Raw genomic sequence first — 15,954 nt, 5'->3', positions numbered from 1 at the left:
ACCGAGTACGACGTATTGACAGCGCACTGGTCCAGACCGCAACGTGATCCGCGCCACGCACGGCACAGGCACGCCAGCGGATGCCGAAAAAGCGCGCACATCCATGGGCGTTCCAGAGCGAAAACACCCGAATAACGAAAGCAGAACCAAGGAAAGGGCCCCTCGTCGATGAGCGAGAGCACGCGGTCAGTCCCCGCCGAACTGGCCGAGCAATACCTCGACGCCGCTATCGCCCTGCTACGCACCGTACGGGACGAGGAGAAGGGGCCCATCGCCGAAGCGGGCGCGATGATCGCGGACACCGTGGCGGCGGGCGGGCGGATCTTCGCCTTCGGCGCGGGGCACTCCTCGCTGCCCGCGCAGGACGTCGTCTATCGCGCGGGTGGGCTCGCGCTGGTGAACCTGCTCCAGGTGCCGGGGGTGATCGGGGTGGACATCCGGCCGGCCACGCTGGGCAGCGCGCTGGAGCGGGTGGACGGGCTGGCCGGCGTGGTGCTGGACACCAGCCCGGTGGTGGCCGGCGACCTGCTCGTGGTCATCTCGCTGTCCGGGCGGAACTCGCTGCCGGTGGAGATGGCGGTCAACGCCCGCGCGCTGGGCCTGAAGGTGATCGGTGTGACGTCCGTGGCGTACACGGAGCGGACGAAGTCGCGGCACTCCTCGGGCACCTTCCTCAAGGACCACTGCGACCTCGTGTTGGACAGCAAGATCGCGGTCGGGGACGCCGAGTTGACCGCGGAGGGCGTCGAGGCGCCGTTCGCGCCCGCGTCCACCGTGGTGACCAGCGCCATCATGCAGGCGGTGATGGCCGCGGCGGCCGGCGCGCTGGTCGCGCGCGGCATCGAGCCGCCGCTGCTGCGCTCGGGCAACGTGGACGGCGGCCACGAGTGGAACGGGCGCGTGATGACCGAGTACCGCGACCGGATCTTCTACCGGCACTGAGCCGCGCGCGTCGCCCGGGGCGACGGCCCCGGGCGACGGGGCGCCCCCACACCCCGGGCGCCCCGGGTCACGGCCCGCCCGGCGCACGGGCCCGCACCCGCCGTACGCGCCACCCCGACACGCGAACCCGGACGTACGGCCCACGCCGGCACACGCGGCACCCTCGACGTACGAGCCGCGCCGGTACGCGCGGCACCCTCGACGTACGGCCCACGCCGGCACACGCGGCACCCCCGACGTACGAGCGCCCCCCGGTACGAGCCACGCCGGCGCACGGGGCCACCCCCGCCACGCGAGCCACCACCCGACCACGGGCCACCACCACACGGACACCCACCACACGGGCCACCACCGCACGGGCCCCCCGCCACGCACGGCGCTCCCGTCGCCCCGCTACCGCAGGCGTTGGGTCAGGTCGATGGCCGCCGCCACGCGGACCGCGACGTCCTCCGCGTACGCGGCGTCCGCGCGGTCGAAGGCGCGGCGGCTGGCCCCGCGCAGGAAGGTGGCCACGCCGAGCGTGCGCCCCCGGCTGCGGAGCACGGCGCACAGGCCGTGCACGGTGCCGCTGGGCCACCTGCGGGCCGCCGCCCACTGCGTACCGCCCTCCTCGTCGACGCGGCTCGCGCTGGCGCGCACGGAGCCGCCACGGTCGGCGGCCTGGAGCGCGGGGTGGCCGGCGCCGTACGCCACCGGGATGCCGTCGGTGGTGCCCGGGGGCGCGGAGGGTCCGATACCGAAGGCGGCTCCCTCGGGGGCGGCGACGGCGCGTACGAGCACGATCGGCGGCCGGTCGGCCAGCGCCGACGGCTCGCCCGACCGGTCGGACCGGCCCGGCGGGGGCTGGTCCGGCTGGTCTGGCGGGGGCTCGTCCGGGCGGTGTGGCGACGGGTCGCCCGGCCGGTCGGCGGCGGGCTCGCGGACGAGGTCGATCAGGGCGTGGTCGGCGAAGCCGGCGAGGGCGAAGTCCAGGTAGACGGTGGCCGCCTCGAACGGGTCCTCGCACTCGGCGGCGGCCCGCGCGGCGCGGTGCAGCTGGTTGCTGCGGAAGCGGGTGCGGGCCCCCTCCTGCTCGGCCCGCTTGGCCTCCGTCACGTCGCGGAAGATCCAGGCCACGCCCAGCGGAACGGCCTCCTCGGTCAGCGGCGAGGCCAGCCGTAAGAAGCCGCTGCGCCAGCAGCGGCGCGGGGGCGGCTGTCCGACGTCGGCGGCCTCGCCGCGCACGGTCACCCAGATCTCGGCCGGCTCGGGCGGCGCCCCCTCGGCGAGTACGTGTTGGAAGGCGCTTTCCACCTCCTCCACGCCCTGGTCGAGGAGTTCGCCCAGCGGGCGGCCGAGGAGCGCCGCGCGGCTGGTGCCCAGCGAGCGTGCGGCGTGGCCGTTGACGACGGCGGGGCGCAGGTCGGCGTCGACGAGGACGACGCCCCAGGAGGCGTCCTCGAAGAGGGCCTCGCTGAGCGCGATGGAGCGTTCCAGGTCGATCTGGGTGTGAACCTCGCTGAAGGCGCAGTACACGCCGGCGGCCTTGCCGTCCGCGCCCGGTACGGCGGCGGACTGGGTGCGCACCAGCACCCGGCCGCCGGCCTTGGTCAGCAGCGCGAACTCGTGCACCTGGCGCCCGCGCGCGTGCATGGCGCCCAGGAGCAGCGTCTCCACCTCCTCGGCGTCGGCCGCCCGCACCGCCCAGCCGGCCAGGCCGCGCCGGCCGACGGCCTCGTCGGCCGACCAGCCGAGCACCCGCTCGGCCTCGCGGTTCCAGTGGGTGACGGTGCCGTCGGCGTCGAAGGCGCACAGGGCGGCGTCCATGCCGTCCAGCAGCGCGGCGAGCAGGTCGGAGTCGTCGCGGTCGGCCGGGCGGTCGGGGCCCTCGGCACCCGGGGCGTCGGGTGGGCCGGGCACGGGGCCGCCGGGGGGATCGTCGGCGTCGGAAGCGGATGGCGAACCCGAGGAACGGGCGGGCTCGGAGCGTGGCGAAGCGGTCACCGGTCACCCCCTGCTGGGCGTGCTGAACGTGCGGGACGTGGGCTGCGTGGGCTGCGTGGGCCGAAGTGCCGAAGTGTGCCGAATGGTCCGAACGGTGGGCGCGGGTGGCGGGCGTGGCGGTCGATGCCGCGCGACAGCCGCTCGCCGAGTTATTCAACTCGAACGTGACGCGGACCACACCACCTTCGGCTAAATCGTTGCCTGCCGGAAATTCGGTTGTGAGTGCTGCGAGCGGTTCCTAGTGTTGAGGTACACGAGAAGGGAGGTGGTTCGGCCGATGTACGAAATCCGGACGCGTGAGGTGACTGCGGGCTAGTCGCCCGACGTCGCATCTCGCCCGCTCCCCCGGCTCCGCAGCGCGGAGCGCGGAGGACAACGAGGCCGCGTAACGCCGGGCGTGCGCACATCAGTTGTGTGCGGCTGGCCAATCCCAAGCAGTCACCCGACCCGCGAGTCGCCGGTACGTCCGACCGGCCCCGATGCGCCATCCGGCGCACCGGGAGACGACTCGCGGGTCGTCTGTTTTTCCCCACGGCCGGCCTGACGCGCCACGGGAAGCGCCCCACTCGCGCAGGCCCCACCCACTCCCCGACTCCCCGGCCCCCCGCGTGATCGCGACGGACGCCCCCGGCCCCACACACGGGCCGCAGGTCACAGCCCCCACGCGCGGCTCGCGGGTCGCGGCGAGGGCCCCGCACGGGCCACGGATCACAGGTCACAGGCCCCCACCCACGGCTCGTGGCCCACGGATCACGGAACGCAACCCCTCACACGACTCGGTATCCCCCGTACAGCTCGCGGCGCGCGGACACGGAGGCGCGCGGAACACGCGTCACGGGCCTCACGCACGCATCGCGGCTCGCGGCGAATGGGCCCCGCACGGGCCACGGATCACAGGTCACAGGCCCCCACGCGCGGCTCGCGGCCCACGGCTCGCGGCCCATAGCCCTCCACACGACTCGGCCCCCGTACAGCTCGCGGCGCGCAGACACTCAGGCGAGCGGACGCGCAGGCGCGCGGACACACAGACGCCCGGACACTCAGGCGCGCAAACACGCAAACACGTGGACGGTCCGGCCGTCGTCTCAGGGGCCGTCGCGGATCACGGCCAACCCGCCGACCCGGGTCGTGATGCCCGCCGGCCCGCGTCGGGCCGAGGCGAGCACGCTGGCCGGGCGGCCGAGGCTGTCGCCCTGCTCCACCTCGATCGCGACCGTCCGCGCCCCTGTCACGTCGAGCAGGTGGGCGGCCAGGCAGCCGGTGCTGTTGGCGTTGGCGACGTCCTCGTCCACGCCGATCGCCGGCGCGAACATCCGCGCCGCGCCCGGCCCCTCGCCCGTCGGCGGTACGTGGACGAAGCAGCCGAGGAGTCCGTACCGCCGGCAGACCGCCGCCAGTCTGCCCGGCTGGGGGCGGACCCCGAGCAGCGCCGACCGGTCGCGGACCGGCACGAGCACGCGGGGCGCGCCGGGCGCGGCGATCCGTGGCACGTCGGTCGGATGCGCGTCGGCGGCGGTGAGCCCGAGCGCGGCGAGGATCGCGGCGTACGCGTCCGGTGCCGGATGGCGCAGCGCGACGGGGCCCTGGTCGAACCACACCTCGATGCCGGCGGGGCGGCGGATCGCGACGGTGTCGAACGTGCGCCCCCCGGTGCGCTGGCGGTCGTGCAGCTCGGCCAGCGCGGTGCGGGCCAACCGGACGGCCTGCGCGGCGATGGTGCCGTGGCCGCAGCCGGACAGTTCGGCGGTGGCGGTGAAGAACCGGACCGGCCAGTTACCGTCCGGCGCCCGTCCCGGGCCGAGGAACGCCGCGTGCGAGGCGCCGGACGCGGCGGCGACCGCACGCCGGTCGGCGTCCGTCGCCCTCGGGTCGTCGTCGGTCACGGCCGTGGGGCTACCGCCCCGGCCGTCGCGCCGCACACACGCGTCGACCACCGTGACATCCCGCCAGGGCATCGGCCCGCCTCCCCCGCGCGACGAACCGGCGACCGCCGAACAGCGACCACCGAACGGCAGCCACCGAACGGCGACCACCACCGGCCGGGACCGGCCTCACCACGACCGGCCGAACGCGCCCCGGAGCGTACCGGCCCGCCTCAGTCGGTGCCCTCCCGCACCGGGTAGTCGAGGACGACCAGGCCCCCGGTGGCGTAGTGGGCGACGTCGGCGGCCAGTCGCCGGCCGTGCGGCGACGCTCGCGCCACGGCCAGGGCGTCGGCATCGGCGAAGTCGGCCTCGAAGACCGCGAAGTACGGCGCGCGCCCCTCGGCCGCCGCCACGTCGAAGCTGTAGCGCCAGGCGAGCACGCCGGGCCAGCTCCTGACCAGCGGGAGGTGGTGGTTCACGTAGTAGTCGCGGAAGTGGTCGGGGTCGGTGGGTTCGGAGTACAGGACCAGCGTCCTATGCATGACGGCCTCCGTTCGGGGGTGTCGGCCGGCCGCCCGACGCGGGGCGGGGCCACCGGTGCGGGGCGCCGGCCGCGGGGCGGTTCCTGGCGGACGTACGGAGCGGCCCGATCGGCGGGGCGGCCCCGGGGGTCGGACGGGTGAGCGGCGTGCCGGTCTGGTCGGTGCGCCGTGGTTCCAGCGGGACGGTCCGTGTCATCGGCTCTCCCGTCGAGCTTGTTTCGAAATAAGAAACACTGAGGCGATGCTAGTGTTTCGAATTACGAAACGCAAGGAGGGTCATGCCGACACCGCGCCCAGGAACACCGGTTCGCGGCTCGACGACCGGCCGGCCGCTGATGGCCGCGATGGACCTGTTCGGCCGCCGGTGGGCGCTGCGCGTTCTCTGGGAGCTGCGTACGGGTCCGCTCGGCGCCCGCGCGCTGCTGGCCCGGTGCGAGGGGCTGTCGTCCAGCGTGCTCTACCAGCGGCTGCGCGAACTCACGTCGAGCGGGATCATCGCGCCCTCGCCCGACGGCTACGAGCTGACCCCGCTGGGCACGGCGCTCCGCGACGCCCTGAACCCGCTCGACGAGTGGGCGGCCACCTGGGCGCGCGAGCGGGAACGGGCCGACCAGGAGCCCACGGAGCGGTGACGTGAACGCCGCGGCCAACCGGCGCGGCGACGCGTGGGGCCACGCTCGACCGGCGGCGTGACGTGCGGGTCACGCCCGCCCGGGTCGAGCGGTGAGCTGACGACCAGTCCGACCCCCGGCACCCCCCGCCTCGCCCATCCGTTCGCGACGCGGGCCATCCGTTCGCGACGCGGGCCAGCGGTTCGGGACGCGGGCCAGCGGTTCGGGGCGCGGACGGGCGGGCGAGGCCAGGGGTCAGACGTCGAGGGCAAGGGCGGAGGCAGGGGCGGGGGCAGGCCCAGCGGGCAGGCGATCAGACGTCGGGGCCGGGGGTCAGGGGCAGAGCCGCTCGACGCGCCAGGTGGGCGCGGCCTCGTCGGGGCCTTCCGGGGCGGCGGCCAGGACGTAACGCAGCCGGTCGTGGAGGCGGTTGGCCCGGCCCTGCCAGAACTCGACCGCCTCGGGGACGACGCGGAAGCCGCCCCACTGCGGGGGGACGGGAACCTGCTCCTCGGGCGGGTAGCGGTCGGCGAGTTCGGCGTACATGCGGTCGAGTTCGGCGCGGGAGCCGATGACCTCGGACTGTCGGCTGGCCCAGGCGCCCAGTTGGGAGCCGTGCGGGCGGGTGCGGAAGTAGGCGGCCGTCTCGTCGCGGCCGGTGCGGCGCGCGGTGCCGGTGATGATGACCTGACGGTCCAACGGGTGCCAGGGGAAGAGCAGGGAGACCGCCGGGTTGGCGGCGAGTTGGCGGCCCTTGCGGGAGCCGTAGTTGGTGAAGAAGACGAAGCCGCGTTCGTCGTAGCCCTTGAGCAGGACCGTACGGGAGTGGGGGCGGCCCGCCTCGTCGACGGTGCTGGCGACCATCGCGTTGGGCTCGTGCAGGCCGCCGGTCACGGCCTCTTCGAACCAGTGGGTGAACTGGGCGAAGGGGGTGCCGGCGAGGTCGGATTCGAGGAGCCCCGCGCCACGGTAGTGCTCACGCATGGCGGCGGGGTCGTGTACGCGCTGCTGCGGGTCGGCATGGGACACGCGCATATCTTGCAGCATGCCGGGCAGACCACTTCACGCTGCCCCGGCCCGCGCCCCCGTAACCCTCTCGGGTGGAAGGGGGCACTGTGCCTCTTCTCACGCTTCCCCGCAGGTGGTGAACCCACCAAAATCATCGACTGGCCCACTGTGGCCTCCGGATACCGCCCGCTGACGTATCCGACCCGTACCGAGCCGCACGACGTACCGCCCGGTCCGGCTCCGTACGCGACGGGACCACCGACCCGTCGCGCGGAGCCACCGCCGAGGACGGTCGTCCCGGATCGCGAGCCGCGCCGACGGCCGTGAAACCGAGCCGACCGCCCGAAACCTTGACAACTTGGTCAGAAGCCGCTTTGTCGACCACTTCGCAGAGGAGCCGCCTGATGTCCGACTTCGTACCCGGACTTGAAGGAGTCGTCGCGTTCGAAACGGAGATCGCCGAACCCGACAAGGAGGGCGGCGCGCTTCGCTACCGAGGCGTGGACATCGAGGATCTGGTGGGCCGCGTCTCGTTCGGGAACGTGTGGGGGCTGCTGGTGGACGGGGCGTTCAACCCCGGGCTGCCGCCGGCCGAGCCGTTCCCGATCCCCGTGCACTCCGGTGACATCCGGGTGGACGTGCAGTCGGCGCTGGCGATGCTGGCGCCGGTGTGGGGCCTCAAACCGCTGCTCGACATCGACGAGGAGCAGGCCCGCGAGGACCTGGCGCGCGCGGCCGTGATGGCCCTGTCGTACGTGGCGCAGTCGGCGCGCGGGCAGGGGCTGCCGATGGTGCCGCAGCAGGAGATCGACAAGGCGGAGACGGTCGTGGAGCGCTTCATGCGGCGCTGGCGCGGCGATCCGGACCCCAAGCACGTGGCGGCCGTGGACGCGTACTGGACCTCGGCGGCCGAGCACGGCATGAACGCGTCCACGTTCACCGCCCGCGTCATCGCCTCCACCGGCGCGGACGTGGCCGGCGCGCTGTCCGGGGCGGTCGGCGCGATGTCGGGGCCGTTGCACGGCGGGGCGCCCTCGCGGGTGCTCGGCATGATCGAGGAGATCGAGCGCACCGGCGACGCGAGCGCGTACGTGAAGGGCGCGCTGGATCGCGGCGAGCGGCTGATGGGCTTCGGCCACCGGGTCTACCGGGCCGAGGACCCGCGCGCCCGCGTGCTGCGCCGCACCGCCCGTGAGCTGGGCGCGCCGCGTTTCGAGGTGGCCGAGGCGCTGGAGAAGGCCGCGCTGGCGGAGCTGCACGCGCGCCGGCCGGACCGGGTGCTGGCCACCAACGTCGAGTTCTGGGCGGCGATCGTGCTGGACTTCGCGGAGGTCCCGGCGCACATGTTCACCTCGATGTTCACGTGCGCCCGCACGGCCGGCTGGAGCGCGCACATCCTGGAGCAGAAGCGCACCGGCCGCCTGGTGCGGCCCTCCGCGCGCTACACGGGCCCCGCCGCGCGCGACCCGAAGGAGATCGTCGGGTACGCCGACATCGCCCGCTGAGGCGCTGACGCGCCGGCGCGCTGACGCGCCGATCCACCGTTACGCGAACGCCCCGTCGCCCCGGCCCCGCCGCCGGGCCGGCGGGGCGTTCGTCCGCGCCGGGCATTCGCCCCCGCCGGGACGCCGGCGCGGTCCCGAAGCGCCGAGGAGTCGGGGGCACCCGGCCCGCGCCGGTGCCGGTGCCGGTGTCGACATACCGACGCACGCCGACGCGCGCTGACGCGCACCCCGCAACTCCCCGCCCATGTTTTGAAGCGCTCGCTCCATAACATGCTAGGGTCCGGACCGACGAGCGGACGCCAGCCACGTGCCCAGATTCTGAAGCGTACGCTTCAGAACGAGCCGTGGCCACTCCCCCGCACCGCCACACACCCGCACCACCGCACTCGCCCCACACCCCACACCCCGCGCCCACCCGCGCGCCGGAGAACCACCGGAGGAACGCCGTGCCGCTGCCCGTATACGTCCTGGGCCTAGTGCTCTTCACCCAGGGAACGTCCGAGTTCATGCTCTCCGGGCTACTCCCGAACATGGCCGACGACCTGGGCGTCTCCATCCCCGACGCCGGACTGTTGATCTCCGCGTTCGCGATCGGGATGGTGGTCGGCGCGCCGCTGCTGGCGTTGACCACGTTGCGGTGGCCGCGTCGTACGGCGTTGGTCGCGCTCCAGGCGGTGTTCATCGCCGCGCACGTCGTGGGCGCGCTCGCGCCCGGGTACGGCGTGCTGTTCGCGACCCGGGTGGTCAGCGCACTGGTCTACGCCGGTTGCTGGGGGGTCGCGCTGGCGGCGGCGGTCAGCCTGGTGCCGGCCGGGGCGCGGGGGCGGGCGGTCGCGACGGTGGCCGGCGGGCTGACGCTGGCGACGATCGTGGGCGTGCCGGCCGGCACGCTGCTGAGCCAGCACGCGGGGTGGCGCGCGGCGTTCTGGGCGGTGGCCGCCGCGACGCTGGTCAGCCTGGTCTGCACGGTGTTCGCCATCCCGGCCGGGCGCGCGGCGACGGCGTCCGCCGCGCCCACCGGTTCCGCCCGCGCGGAGCTGCGCGGCATGGCCCGGCCCCAGCTGTGGCTCTCGTACGCGCTCACGGCGTTCACCTTCGGCGCGGTCATCGTGACCTTCAGCTATCTGGCGTCGCTGTTGACCGAGGTGAGCGGGCTCGCGGAGGGCTGGGTACCGGTCGTGTTGGCGCTGTTCGGCGTCGGCGGGCTGCTGGGCATCGCGGTCGGGGGCCGGCTGGCCGAGGCGTATCCGATGCGGACGCTCGGCTGGGGGCTGGCCGGGCTGGTGGGCGTCTCGGCGGCGCTGGCGCTCACGGCGCGGCACGCGGTGGTCGTGGTCGGGTTGGTCCTGGTGCTCGGCTTCGTCGCCTGGGTGACCAATCCGGTGCTCCAGTCGCGCGTGTTCGCGCTGGCCCCCGAGGCGCCGACGCTGGCCGGGGCCGCGAACACGGCCGCCTTCAACGTCGGCAACACGCTGGCCCCCCTGCTCGGCGGCCTGGTCATCGACGCGGGGTACGGCTTCGCTTCGGTGGCCTGGGTGGGCGTCGCGCTGGCGGCGGTCGGCTGCGCCGGCACGCTGTGGGCGGCCCGCCTGTCCGCGCGCCCCGAGCCCGCGGCACCTCCCGCGCACCCCGCCCACCTCGCACCCCCGGTGACCCGGTGACCCACGCGGCGGCCCGCCCGACAGGCACGACGGCCCGCCCGACCCGCACGGCGGTACGTCGCACGCGGCCACCCACAGGGTTTTGTACAAGCGCTACAGAACCCTTACCGTGGCGTCATGGCCAGGCCACGCGGGTTTGACGAGGATCGCGCCGTGGGCGCGGCGATGGAGACGTTCTGGCGGCACGGGTACGAGGCGACCTCGACCCGCGATCTGAGCCAGAGCACCGGGCTGGGCCCGTCCAGCCTGTACAACGCGTTCGGCGGCAAGCGCCAGCTCTTCGTCCGCGCGCTGCACCGCTACTGCGCCACCGCCACCGCGCACCAGGTCGAGGTACTCCGACGGCCCGGCCCGGTGCGCGAGCGGCTGCGGGCGCTGATGGTCGAGGCCGTCGACGCCGACCTGGACCCCGACGGCCCGCGCGGCTGCTTCGCCGTGAACTCGGCGATCGAGGCCGCCGGCGACGATCCGGAGGTCACCGAAGCGGTCCGGGGGAACTTCGCCCGGGTGGAGGAGGAGTTGTACGCGGTGCTGGCGCTGGGCCAGGGCACCGGCGAGATCCGCGCCGACCGCGACGCCCGCGCCCTGGCCCGCCAGGTGCAGAGCGCGTACTACGGGCTGCGCGTGCTGGCCCGTGCCCAGGACGACCGCGAGGCGCTGCTGACCACGGTGGACCTCACGTTGGCCGCACTGTAGCGGGGCGGGTGCGTACGCCCGGTGGCCGGGCTGGGGCGCGTGCGTACGCCCGGTGGCCGGGCTGGGGCGCGGGGTGGTGCGCGGCGCCGCCGTGTCGCTTGTGGCGGGTGGGGCGGCGCGGCGCGCGGTGGCGGGGGCCGACGGGTGGTGGTGGTCGGGCCCGGCCGGGGGCGGCGGGAGCGAGGGGGGTTCAGCTCTCGTCGGGGAGGTCTCCGCGCCACAGGAGCGCCGAGGTGTGTTCGCCGGTCAGCAGCGAGCGGAAAGCGTGGATGAGGGCGACGCGGCTGACCTCGCGCATCGGGGTCCACGCGGTGTGGCCCTGGCCGCAGTCGTCGCAGGGCGGCAGGTCGTCCGTGGCCAGCCAGCCGCCGTCGAAGACCAGGTCCACCTGTTCGGCCTGGCCGTTCTCCGGCGGGCGTTGGTCGAGCGCGAGCAGCCGGAGCGGTTCCGGTGGCGGGCGCAGGCCCAGCGCGTCCGCCACCCGCGCGGCGGCGGCCGGCAGCGCCTCGCCGGGCCGCAGGACGACTCCCGGCGGCGAAGCGACGCCGTCGCGTACGACCTGGAGGACGCGCGGCCAGGACCGGCTGACGTCGAGCGGGTCGGCGGGGTCCACGGGCCGCCACACGAGCAGGTGAACCCAGGTCTGACGATCCATCAGGATTCCTCTCCCCTGGACAGTTGGAGCATGCCGGCGCACTCTTCGGGCGCGCGGTCGTCGAAGGTGCACAGCCCCTGCTTGCCGCACCCGTCCGACCAGTACCAGCCCTCGACGGTGGTGCACTCGAAGCGTCGCGCGTTGGGGCACAGCACGTCCCTGCGCAGCGCGTCGGGGTCGAAGAGGGCCAGTTCGTAGGCGTGCTGGAAGTCGGTGTCGGTGGCCGGCGCCCACGTCTGGTCGGCGCGTAGGAAGAAGCGGAGCGGGACGCCGCGTACGACGACGCGGTGGGTGCCCTCGAAGACGAGGTCGGTCAGCACGGGGCGTCACCACGCTCGGGCCCGGCCTGTCCAGCCCCTTGGCGATCGACACCCCGTTCGAGGGGATGTTCGCGAAGTCGGTGGACATGCAAAGCCTCGATGGCCTTACGGTGCTGAACGGCGTCGCGAAGCGTCCTGGCCCGCTCGGCAATCATGCCGATGGCCCGACATTTGGCGCATGAACTCGCGCCGCCGACAGGTGAGTTGGCTTTCCGGTGGTCCCGCGCGACCACCGGCGGGCCCTCTCGCTCCGCGCGGTCGTGTCGGGCGATCAACGCGGCGAGTTTCGCATCAGGCGGGTTGGGGGCGGGGGTAGACGACATGGTGAATCCGCTCCTCTCCGTAGCGGCATCACTACCAGGGGGCATCAGCGTGACCCACACTGAGTAACCCTTCAAGTAATCCAAGCCGAAGGAAGAGATGAGATAACCCATGGTCAACCGCAAAGACCTCAACCCCGAGAGCAGCCCGCGCGCCAACTACGGAGCGCGTTTACGGAGGCACCGGGAGAATCGCGGCTGGACGCAGGAGCACTTCTCCGACCGCATGGGCATGTCCAGCCAGCACATTTCAGCCGTGGAAACAGCACGGAAACCGCCGACCCTTCCGTTCTCGCGCAAGGCGGATCATGTGCTCGGCCTGAACGGCACCAAGGAGTCGTTCGAGCGCCAGTGGAACGAGATCCGCCACGGGAACTTGCTCGAAGGTTTCCCGGAGTACGTCCTGATCGAGGGGCGAGCGGTCGAGATCCGACTGTTCACGGTCGGCGTCATTCCAGGATTGCTCCAGACGCCCGCGTACGCGCGTGCGCTCGCGGAGGATCACGTACGGCGAGGTCGCATCACGCCTGAGCTGGCCGAAGAGCGGGTCGCGCTCGTAGCCGAGCGTCAGAAGGCGCTCGTGCGGCACCGTCCCCCTGTCGTGATGGTGGTGATGGACGAGAGCTGCATCCGGCGACGGGTCGGCGGCGAGGAGGTCATGCGCGAGCAGCTCGCGCACCTGGAAGAGTTCGCCGAGCGGCCCAACACCACGCTCCAGATCGCCCCGTACGAGATCGGTGAGCGGAGGCCGTTCGATCTGCCGGTCAACCTGCTGACCATGACGGATCGCACGGTGGTCGCGTATGCGGAGTCTCACGCGCAGGGTCATCTGGAGCGTGAAAGCGGCTTCGTTCTGGGCGCGTTGGCGGACTACCATCAGCTCCAGGCCGAATCTCTGTCGCAGGCCGAGTCTGTGGCGATGATCAACCAGGTACGAAAGGGCGCCCCGTGACGACCGAACCCCGCTGGACCAAGTCCTCCTACAGCAACAACGGTGGTGACTGCGTCGAGGTCGCCGCCAACCTTGCTCCGTACGGTGCCGTCCCCGTCCGCGACAGCAAGGACCCGCAGGGCCCCGCCCTCGCCTTCGAGCCGGCGTCCTGGTCGGCGTTCGTGGCGAGCGTCAAGGCCGGCGACTTCACCGCGTAACCGCCCAGCCCGAACCGAAAGGCCCCCGCCCCTCCCCACCCGGGAGGAGCGGGGGCCTTCGGCGTTCCCCGCCCCCGCTTGTCGTAACTCCGGTGTAGTTACCGCCAGTTGAGTCGCCCGTGCTCCCCCGGACGCCTCCGGCCACGGCCGACGCACCCCCCGTACGCCTTCCACGCGCCCCCGCCCGCGCGCCTACGCTCCGTCGCGGGCCCCGACACCCGCCCACCCCGCGACGGAGGGATTCCCCGTGACACCCGCACCCCGCTGGACCAAGTCCAGTCACTCCGACAACGGTGGCAACTGCGTCGAAGTCGCCCCCAACCTCACCGCGTACGACACCGTCCCCGTCCGCGACAGCAAGGACCCCGACGGACCCACCCTCACCTTCGACACGTCCGCCTGGTCGGCGTTCGTGGCAGGCGTGCGAGCCGGCGACTTCGCGGCGTAACCCCGCACAGCGCGACCCTCGCCCACCCACACGACGGAGGAAACCCCGGTGACACCCACACCCCGATGGTCGAAGTCCAGCCACTCCGACAACGGCGGCGCCTGCGTCGAATTCGCCCCCAACCTCGCCGTGTACGGCACCGTCCCGGTCCGCGACAGCAAGGACCCCGACGGACCCACGCTGGCCTTCGAACCGACGGCCTGGCAGGCGTTCGTCACCAGCGTCAAGACCGGCGACCTCACGGCGTAACGCACCCACCGAACCCACCCACGCCACCCACACCGAAGGAGAACCCGTGCCCACCGAACCCCACTGGACCAAGTCCAGCCACTCCGACAACGGCGGCGAGTGCGTCGAGTTCGCCCCCAACCTCGCCCCACACGGCACCATCCCCGTCCGCGACAGCAAGGACCCCGACGGACCCACCCTCACCTTCGCGCCGGCGGCCTGGTCCGCGTTCGTCGCGAGCGTGCGGGCCGGCGACTTCGCGGCGTAACGCGCCCACCGACCCCACCCACGCCGAAGGAGAACCCGTGCCCACCGAACCCCACTGGACCAAGTCCAGCCACTCCAGCAACGGTGGCAACTGCGTCGAGATCGCCGCCAACCTCGCCGCGTACGGCACCATCCCGGTCCGCGACAGCAAGGACCCCGACGGACCCACCCTCACCTTCGAACCGACGGCCTGGCAGGCGTTCGTCACCAGCGTCAAGACCGGCAACCTCACGGCGTAACGCACCCACCGAACCCACCCACGCCGAAGGAGAACCCGTGCCCACCGAACCCCACTGGACCAAGTCCAGCCACTCCAGCAACGGCGGCGCCTGCGTCGAATTCGCCCCCAACCTCGCCCCACACGGCACCATCCCGGTCCGCGACAGCAAGGACCCCGACGGACCCACCCTCACCTTCGACACGTCCGCCTGGTCGGCGTTCGTGGCAGGCGTGCGGGCCGGGGACTTCGCGGCGTAACCCGCGCGGGGCGGCGGGCTCGGCCTGGTCGTGCTTGACCTCAACCCCGGTTCACCTCGCAGGCTGCCCGTGCGGCGTTCGGCCGCTCCCCGGGGCTCGGCTCCGGGGTGACGCGTAGCCCGGGAGGGGCCTGCCATGACCGAGACGGTGACCCGGTGGATCAGCCAGCACGCCCACGGCCTGACCACACTCGACCCGACGGCACCGCTGACCGACCTCCGGCCGCTGGCCGACGTGGTCGGTGACGCGCGGGTGGTCGCCCTCGGCACGGCGATCCGGCAGGCCCACGAGCCCTCCGCCCTCGCCCACCGGCTGGCCCGCTACCTGGTCGAAGACCTGGGCTTCCGCACGATCGCGTTGGAAGGCGACGACGCGGCCCGGGTCGGACTCGACACGTACGTCGCCACGGGCGCCGGAGACCCGGCCCGACTCCTGGCCGAGGCCCGTGCCTTCTGGCAGACCGGGGAGATCCTGGACCTCGTCCGCTGGATGCGCGCCTTCAACCGCCAGCATCCGAGCGACCCGGTCCGCTTCGCGGGCGTGCCCGGGGTGAACGGGGCGGGGGAGCCCGTCGGGCCCGGTGAGGTGGGGAAGCCCTCCGGGCCGGGTGCGGCGCCGGGGCCGGCGGGGCCGGACGGGCCGGCGGGGGTGACAGGGTCGGGTGGGGCGCCGGGGCCGGCGGGGCCGGGTGGGGCGCCGGGGTCGGCGGCGGCAGGGCCGGGTGGGTTGGCCGGGTTGGCGGGCATCGAGCGGGAGCTGGCCGCGCACACGATCCGGTGGCACGAGCACACCGGCGACCGGATCGTCTACTGGGGCGGCCTCGCGCACACCGCCGTCGGCGACCCCCGCTCCGTCTCCCCCGCGTCCCCACCGCAGATCCACCGCAACGCGGGCGGCTATCTGCGCGAACACTTCGGCGCGGGATACGTCTCACTGGGGCTGACCTTCCACCACGGCCGGGCCCCGTACCCGATCCCCACCCCACCAGCCGAGTTCGCCGAAGCGACACTGGGCACCGCCGGCCCGGACGCGTACCTGCTCGACCTGCGCGCACCCGACGCCCCCGCCCCCGTCCGCGCCTGGCTCGCCACCCCCACCAGGACGCGCCTGGTCGGCCCCTTCTACGACCCCCAGCACGACGCCGACCACCACCTGTCGGGCGGCTCGCTCACCGACTGGTTCGACGCGGTCGTCCACCTCCGGGAGATCACCCCGGGCCACCCCCTGCCCGAGCGCACGGACACGCCGGCCTGAGCGGGGGGCGGGCCGCCGGCCCA

At 73.7% G+C, this 15,954-nt stretch carries 20 protein-coding genes; 14 read left to right on the top strand and 6 right to left on the bottom strand.

Features of this window, described 5'->3' with window-relative positions; genetic code table 11:
• The first annotated feature begins 168 nt into the window (after positions 1-168).
• Positions 169-942, top strand: a complete 774-nt coding sequence (locus ACFVFR_RS00630) for an SIS domain-containing protein (RefSeq protein ID WP_383696462.1) — start codon at positions 169-171, stop codon at positions 940-942.
• A gap of 393 nt (positions 943-1,335) precedes the next feature.
• Here the strand turns inward: ACFVFR_RS00630 and ACFVFR_RS00625 are convergent, their stop codons facing one another.
• The 3 genes from ACFVFR_RS00625 to ACFVFR_RS00615 form a co-directional block, all read right to left on the bottom strand.
• The gene (locus ACFVFR_RS00625; protein ID WP_383696459.1) at positions 1,336-2,925 is read right to left on the bottom strand and encodes a PAS domain-containing protein; all 1,590 of its coding nucleotides are present in this window, start codon (positions 2,923-2,925) and stop codon (positions 1,336-1,338) included.
• 1,085 nt (positions 2,926-4,010) lie between these two features.
• On the bottom strand, positions 4,011-4,880 hold the full coding sequence (locus ACFVFR_RS00620) for a PhzF family phenazine biosynthesis protein (RefSeq protein WP_383696456.1): 870 nt from the start codon (positions 4,878-4,880) through the stop codon (positions 4,011-4,013).
• A 140-nt stretch (positions 4,881-5,020) separates the two neighbouring features.
• Positions 5,021-5,332: an EthD family reductase gene (locus tag ACFVFR_RS00615; RefSeq protein WP_383696453.1), complete on the bottom strand. Its 312-nt coding sequence runs from the start codon at positions 5,330-5,332 to the stop codon at positions 5,021-5,023.
• A gap of 335 nt (positions 5,333-5,667) precedes the next feature.
• Between ACFVFR_RS00615 and ACFVFR_RS00610 the strand changes: the two genes are divergently transcribed.
• Complete coding sequence (locus ACFVFR_RS00610; protein ID WP_383696789.1) at positions 5,668-5,964, top strand: winged helix-turn-helix transcriptional regulator; 297 nt, start codon at positions 5,668-5,670, stop codon at positions 5,962-5,964.
• Between the two features lie 312 nt (positions 5,965-6,276).
• On the opposite strand, the gene pdxH is transcribed toward ACFVFR_RS00610, so the two are convergent.
• Positions 6,277-6,978: a pyridoxamine 5'-phosphate oxidase gene (gene pdxH, locus ACFVFR_RS00605; RefSeq protein ID WP_383696450.1), complete on the bottom strand. Its 702-nt coding sequence runs from the start codon at positions 6,976-6,978 to the stop codon at positions 6,277-6,279.
• A 377-nt stretch (positions 6,979-7,355) separates the two neighbouring features.
• On the opposite strand from pdxH, the gene ACFVFR_RS00600 reads away from it, so the two are divergent.
• The 3 genes from ACFVFR_RS00600 (at position 7,356) to ACFVFR_RS00590 (ending at position 10,813) form a co-directional block, all read left to right on the top strand.
• Entirely contained in the window at positions 7,356-8,456 is a 1,101-nt protein-coding gene (locus ACFVFR_RS00600; protein WP_383696449.1) for a citrate synthase 2, read from the top strand.
• A 446-nt stretch (positions 8,457-8,902) separates the two neighbouring features.
• The gene (locus ACFVFR_RS00595; RefSeq protein WP_383696446.1) at positions 8,903-10,117 is read left to right on the top strand and encodes a Cmx/CmrA family chloramphenicol efflux MFS transporter; all 1,215 of its coding nucleotides are present in this window, start codon (positions 8,903-8,905) and stop codon (positions 10,115-10,117) included.
• 117 nt (positions 10,118-10,234) lie between these two features.
• Entirely contained in the window at positions 10,235-10,813 is a 579-nt protein-coding gene (locus tag ACFVFR_RS00590) for a TetR/AcrR family transcriptional regulator (protein ID WP_383696443.1), read from the top strand.
• 190 nt (positions 10,814-11,003) lie between these two features.
• Here ACFVFR_RS00590 and ACFVFR_RS00585 read toward each other — a convergent pair whose 3' ends face one another.
• Entirely contained in the window at positions 11,004-11,468 is a 465-nt protein-coding gene (locus tag ACFVFR_RS00585) for a hypothetical protein (RefSeq protein ID WP_383696441.1), read from the bottom strand.
• Positions 11,468-11,788 carry a hypothetical protein gene (locus ACFVFR_RS00580; RefSeq protein ID WP_383696439.1) on the bottom strand — a complete coding sequence of 107 codons (321 nt, stop codon included), beginning with the start codon at positions 11,786-11,788 and terminating at the stop codon, positions 11,468-11,470. Before ACFVFR_RS00580 ends, ACFVFR_RS00585 begins: the two co-directional genes overlap by 1 nt.
• Positions 11,789-11,826: 38 nt before the next feature.
• On the opposite strand from ACFVFR_RS00580, the gene ACFVFR_RS00575 reads away from it, so the two are divergent.
• The 9 genes from ACFVFR_RS00575 (at position 11,827) to ACFVFR_RS00535 (ending at position 15,931) form a co-directional block, all read left to right on the top strand.
• Positions 11,827-11,970, top strand: coding sequence for a hypothetical protein (locus ACFVFR_RS00575; RefSeq protein ID WP_383696437.1), 144 nt, complete (start codon positions 11,827-11,829; stop codon positions 11,968-11,970).
• Positions 11,971-12,220: 250 nt separating this feature from the next.
• Positions 12,221-13,060 (top strand): Scr1 family TA system antitoxin-like transcriptional regulator, encoded by an 840-nt coding sequence (locus ACFVFR_RS00570; RefSeq protein ID WP_383696435.1) that lies wholly within the window; start codon positions 12,221-12,223, stop codon positions 13,058-13,060.
• A complete protein-coding gene (locus ACFVFR_RS00565; protein ID WP_383696433.1) occupies positions 13,057-13,257 on the top strand; it encodes a DUF397 domain-containing protein in 201 nt (66 codons plus the stop codon). The genes ACFVFR_RS00570 and ACFVFR_RS00565 overlap by 4 nt, the downstream gene beginning before the upstream one ends.
• Before the next feature lie 247 nt (positions 13,258-13,504).
• Positions 13,505-13,705 carry a DUF397 domain-containing protein gene (locus ACFVFR_RS00560; protein ID WP_383696431.1) on the top strand — a complete coding sequence of 67 codons (201 nt, stop codon included), beginning with the start codon at positions 13,505-13,507 and terminating at the stop codon, positions 13,703-13,705.
• A 48-nt stretch (positions 13,706-13,753) separates the two neighbouring features.
• Positions 13,754-13,954 carry a DUF397 domain-containing protein gene (locus tag ACFVFR_RS00555; RefSeq protein ID WP_383696429.1) on the top strand — a complete coding sequence of 67 codons (201 nt, stop codon included), beginning with the start codon at positions 13,754-13,756 and terminating at the stop codon, positions 13,952-13,954.
• 46 nt (positions 13,955-14,000) lie between these two features.
• Complete coding sequence (locus tag ACFVFR_RS00550; RefSeq protein ID WP_383696426.1) at positions 14,001-14,201, top strand: DUF397 domain-containing protein; 201 nt, start codon at positions 14,001-14,003, stop codon at positions 14,199-14,201.
• A 37-nt stretch (positions 14,202-14,238) separates the two neighbouring features.
• Entirely contained in the window at positions 14,239-14,439 is a 201-nt protein-coding gene (locus ACFVFR_RS00545; RefSeq protein WP_383696424.1) for a DUF397 domain-containing protein, read from the top strand.
• 37 nt (positions 14,440-14,476) lie between these two features.
• Positions 14,477-14,677 (top strand): DUF397 domain-containing protein, encoded by a 201-nt coding sequence (locus ACFVFR_RS00540; RefSeq protein ID WP_383696421.1) that lies wholly within the window; start codon positions 14,477-14,479, stop codon positions 14,675-14,677.
• Positions 14,678-14,812: 135 nt separating this feature from the next.
• Complete coding sequence (locus tag ACFVFR_RS00535; RefSeq protein WP_383696418.1) at positions 14,813-15,931, top strand: erythromycin esterase family protein; 1,119 nt, start codon at positions 14,813-14,815, stop codon at positions 15,929-15,931.
• Positions 15,932-15,954: the final 23 nt, after the last annotated feature.

It is taken from the genome of Streptomyces sp. NPDC057702 (genome assembly GCF_042799315.1).
GTDB lineage: Bacteria > Actinomycetota > Actinomycetes > Streptomycetales > Streptomycetaceae > Streptomyces.
Note: the sequence above shows the minus strand (reverse complement) of the source record. Positions and strands in the feature narration are given on the sequence as shown.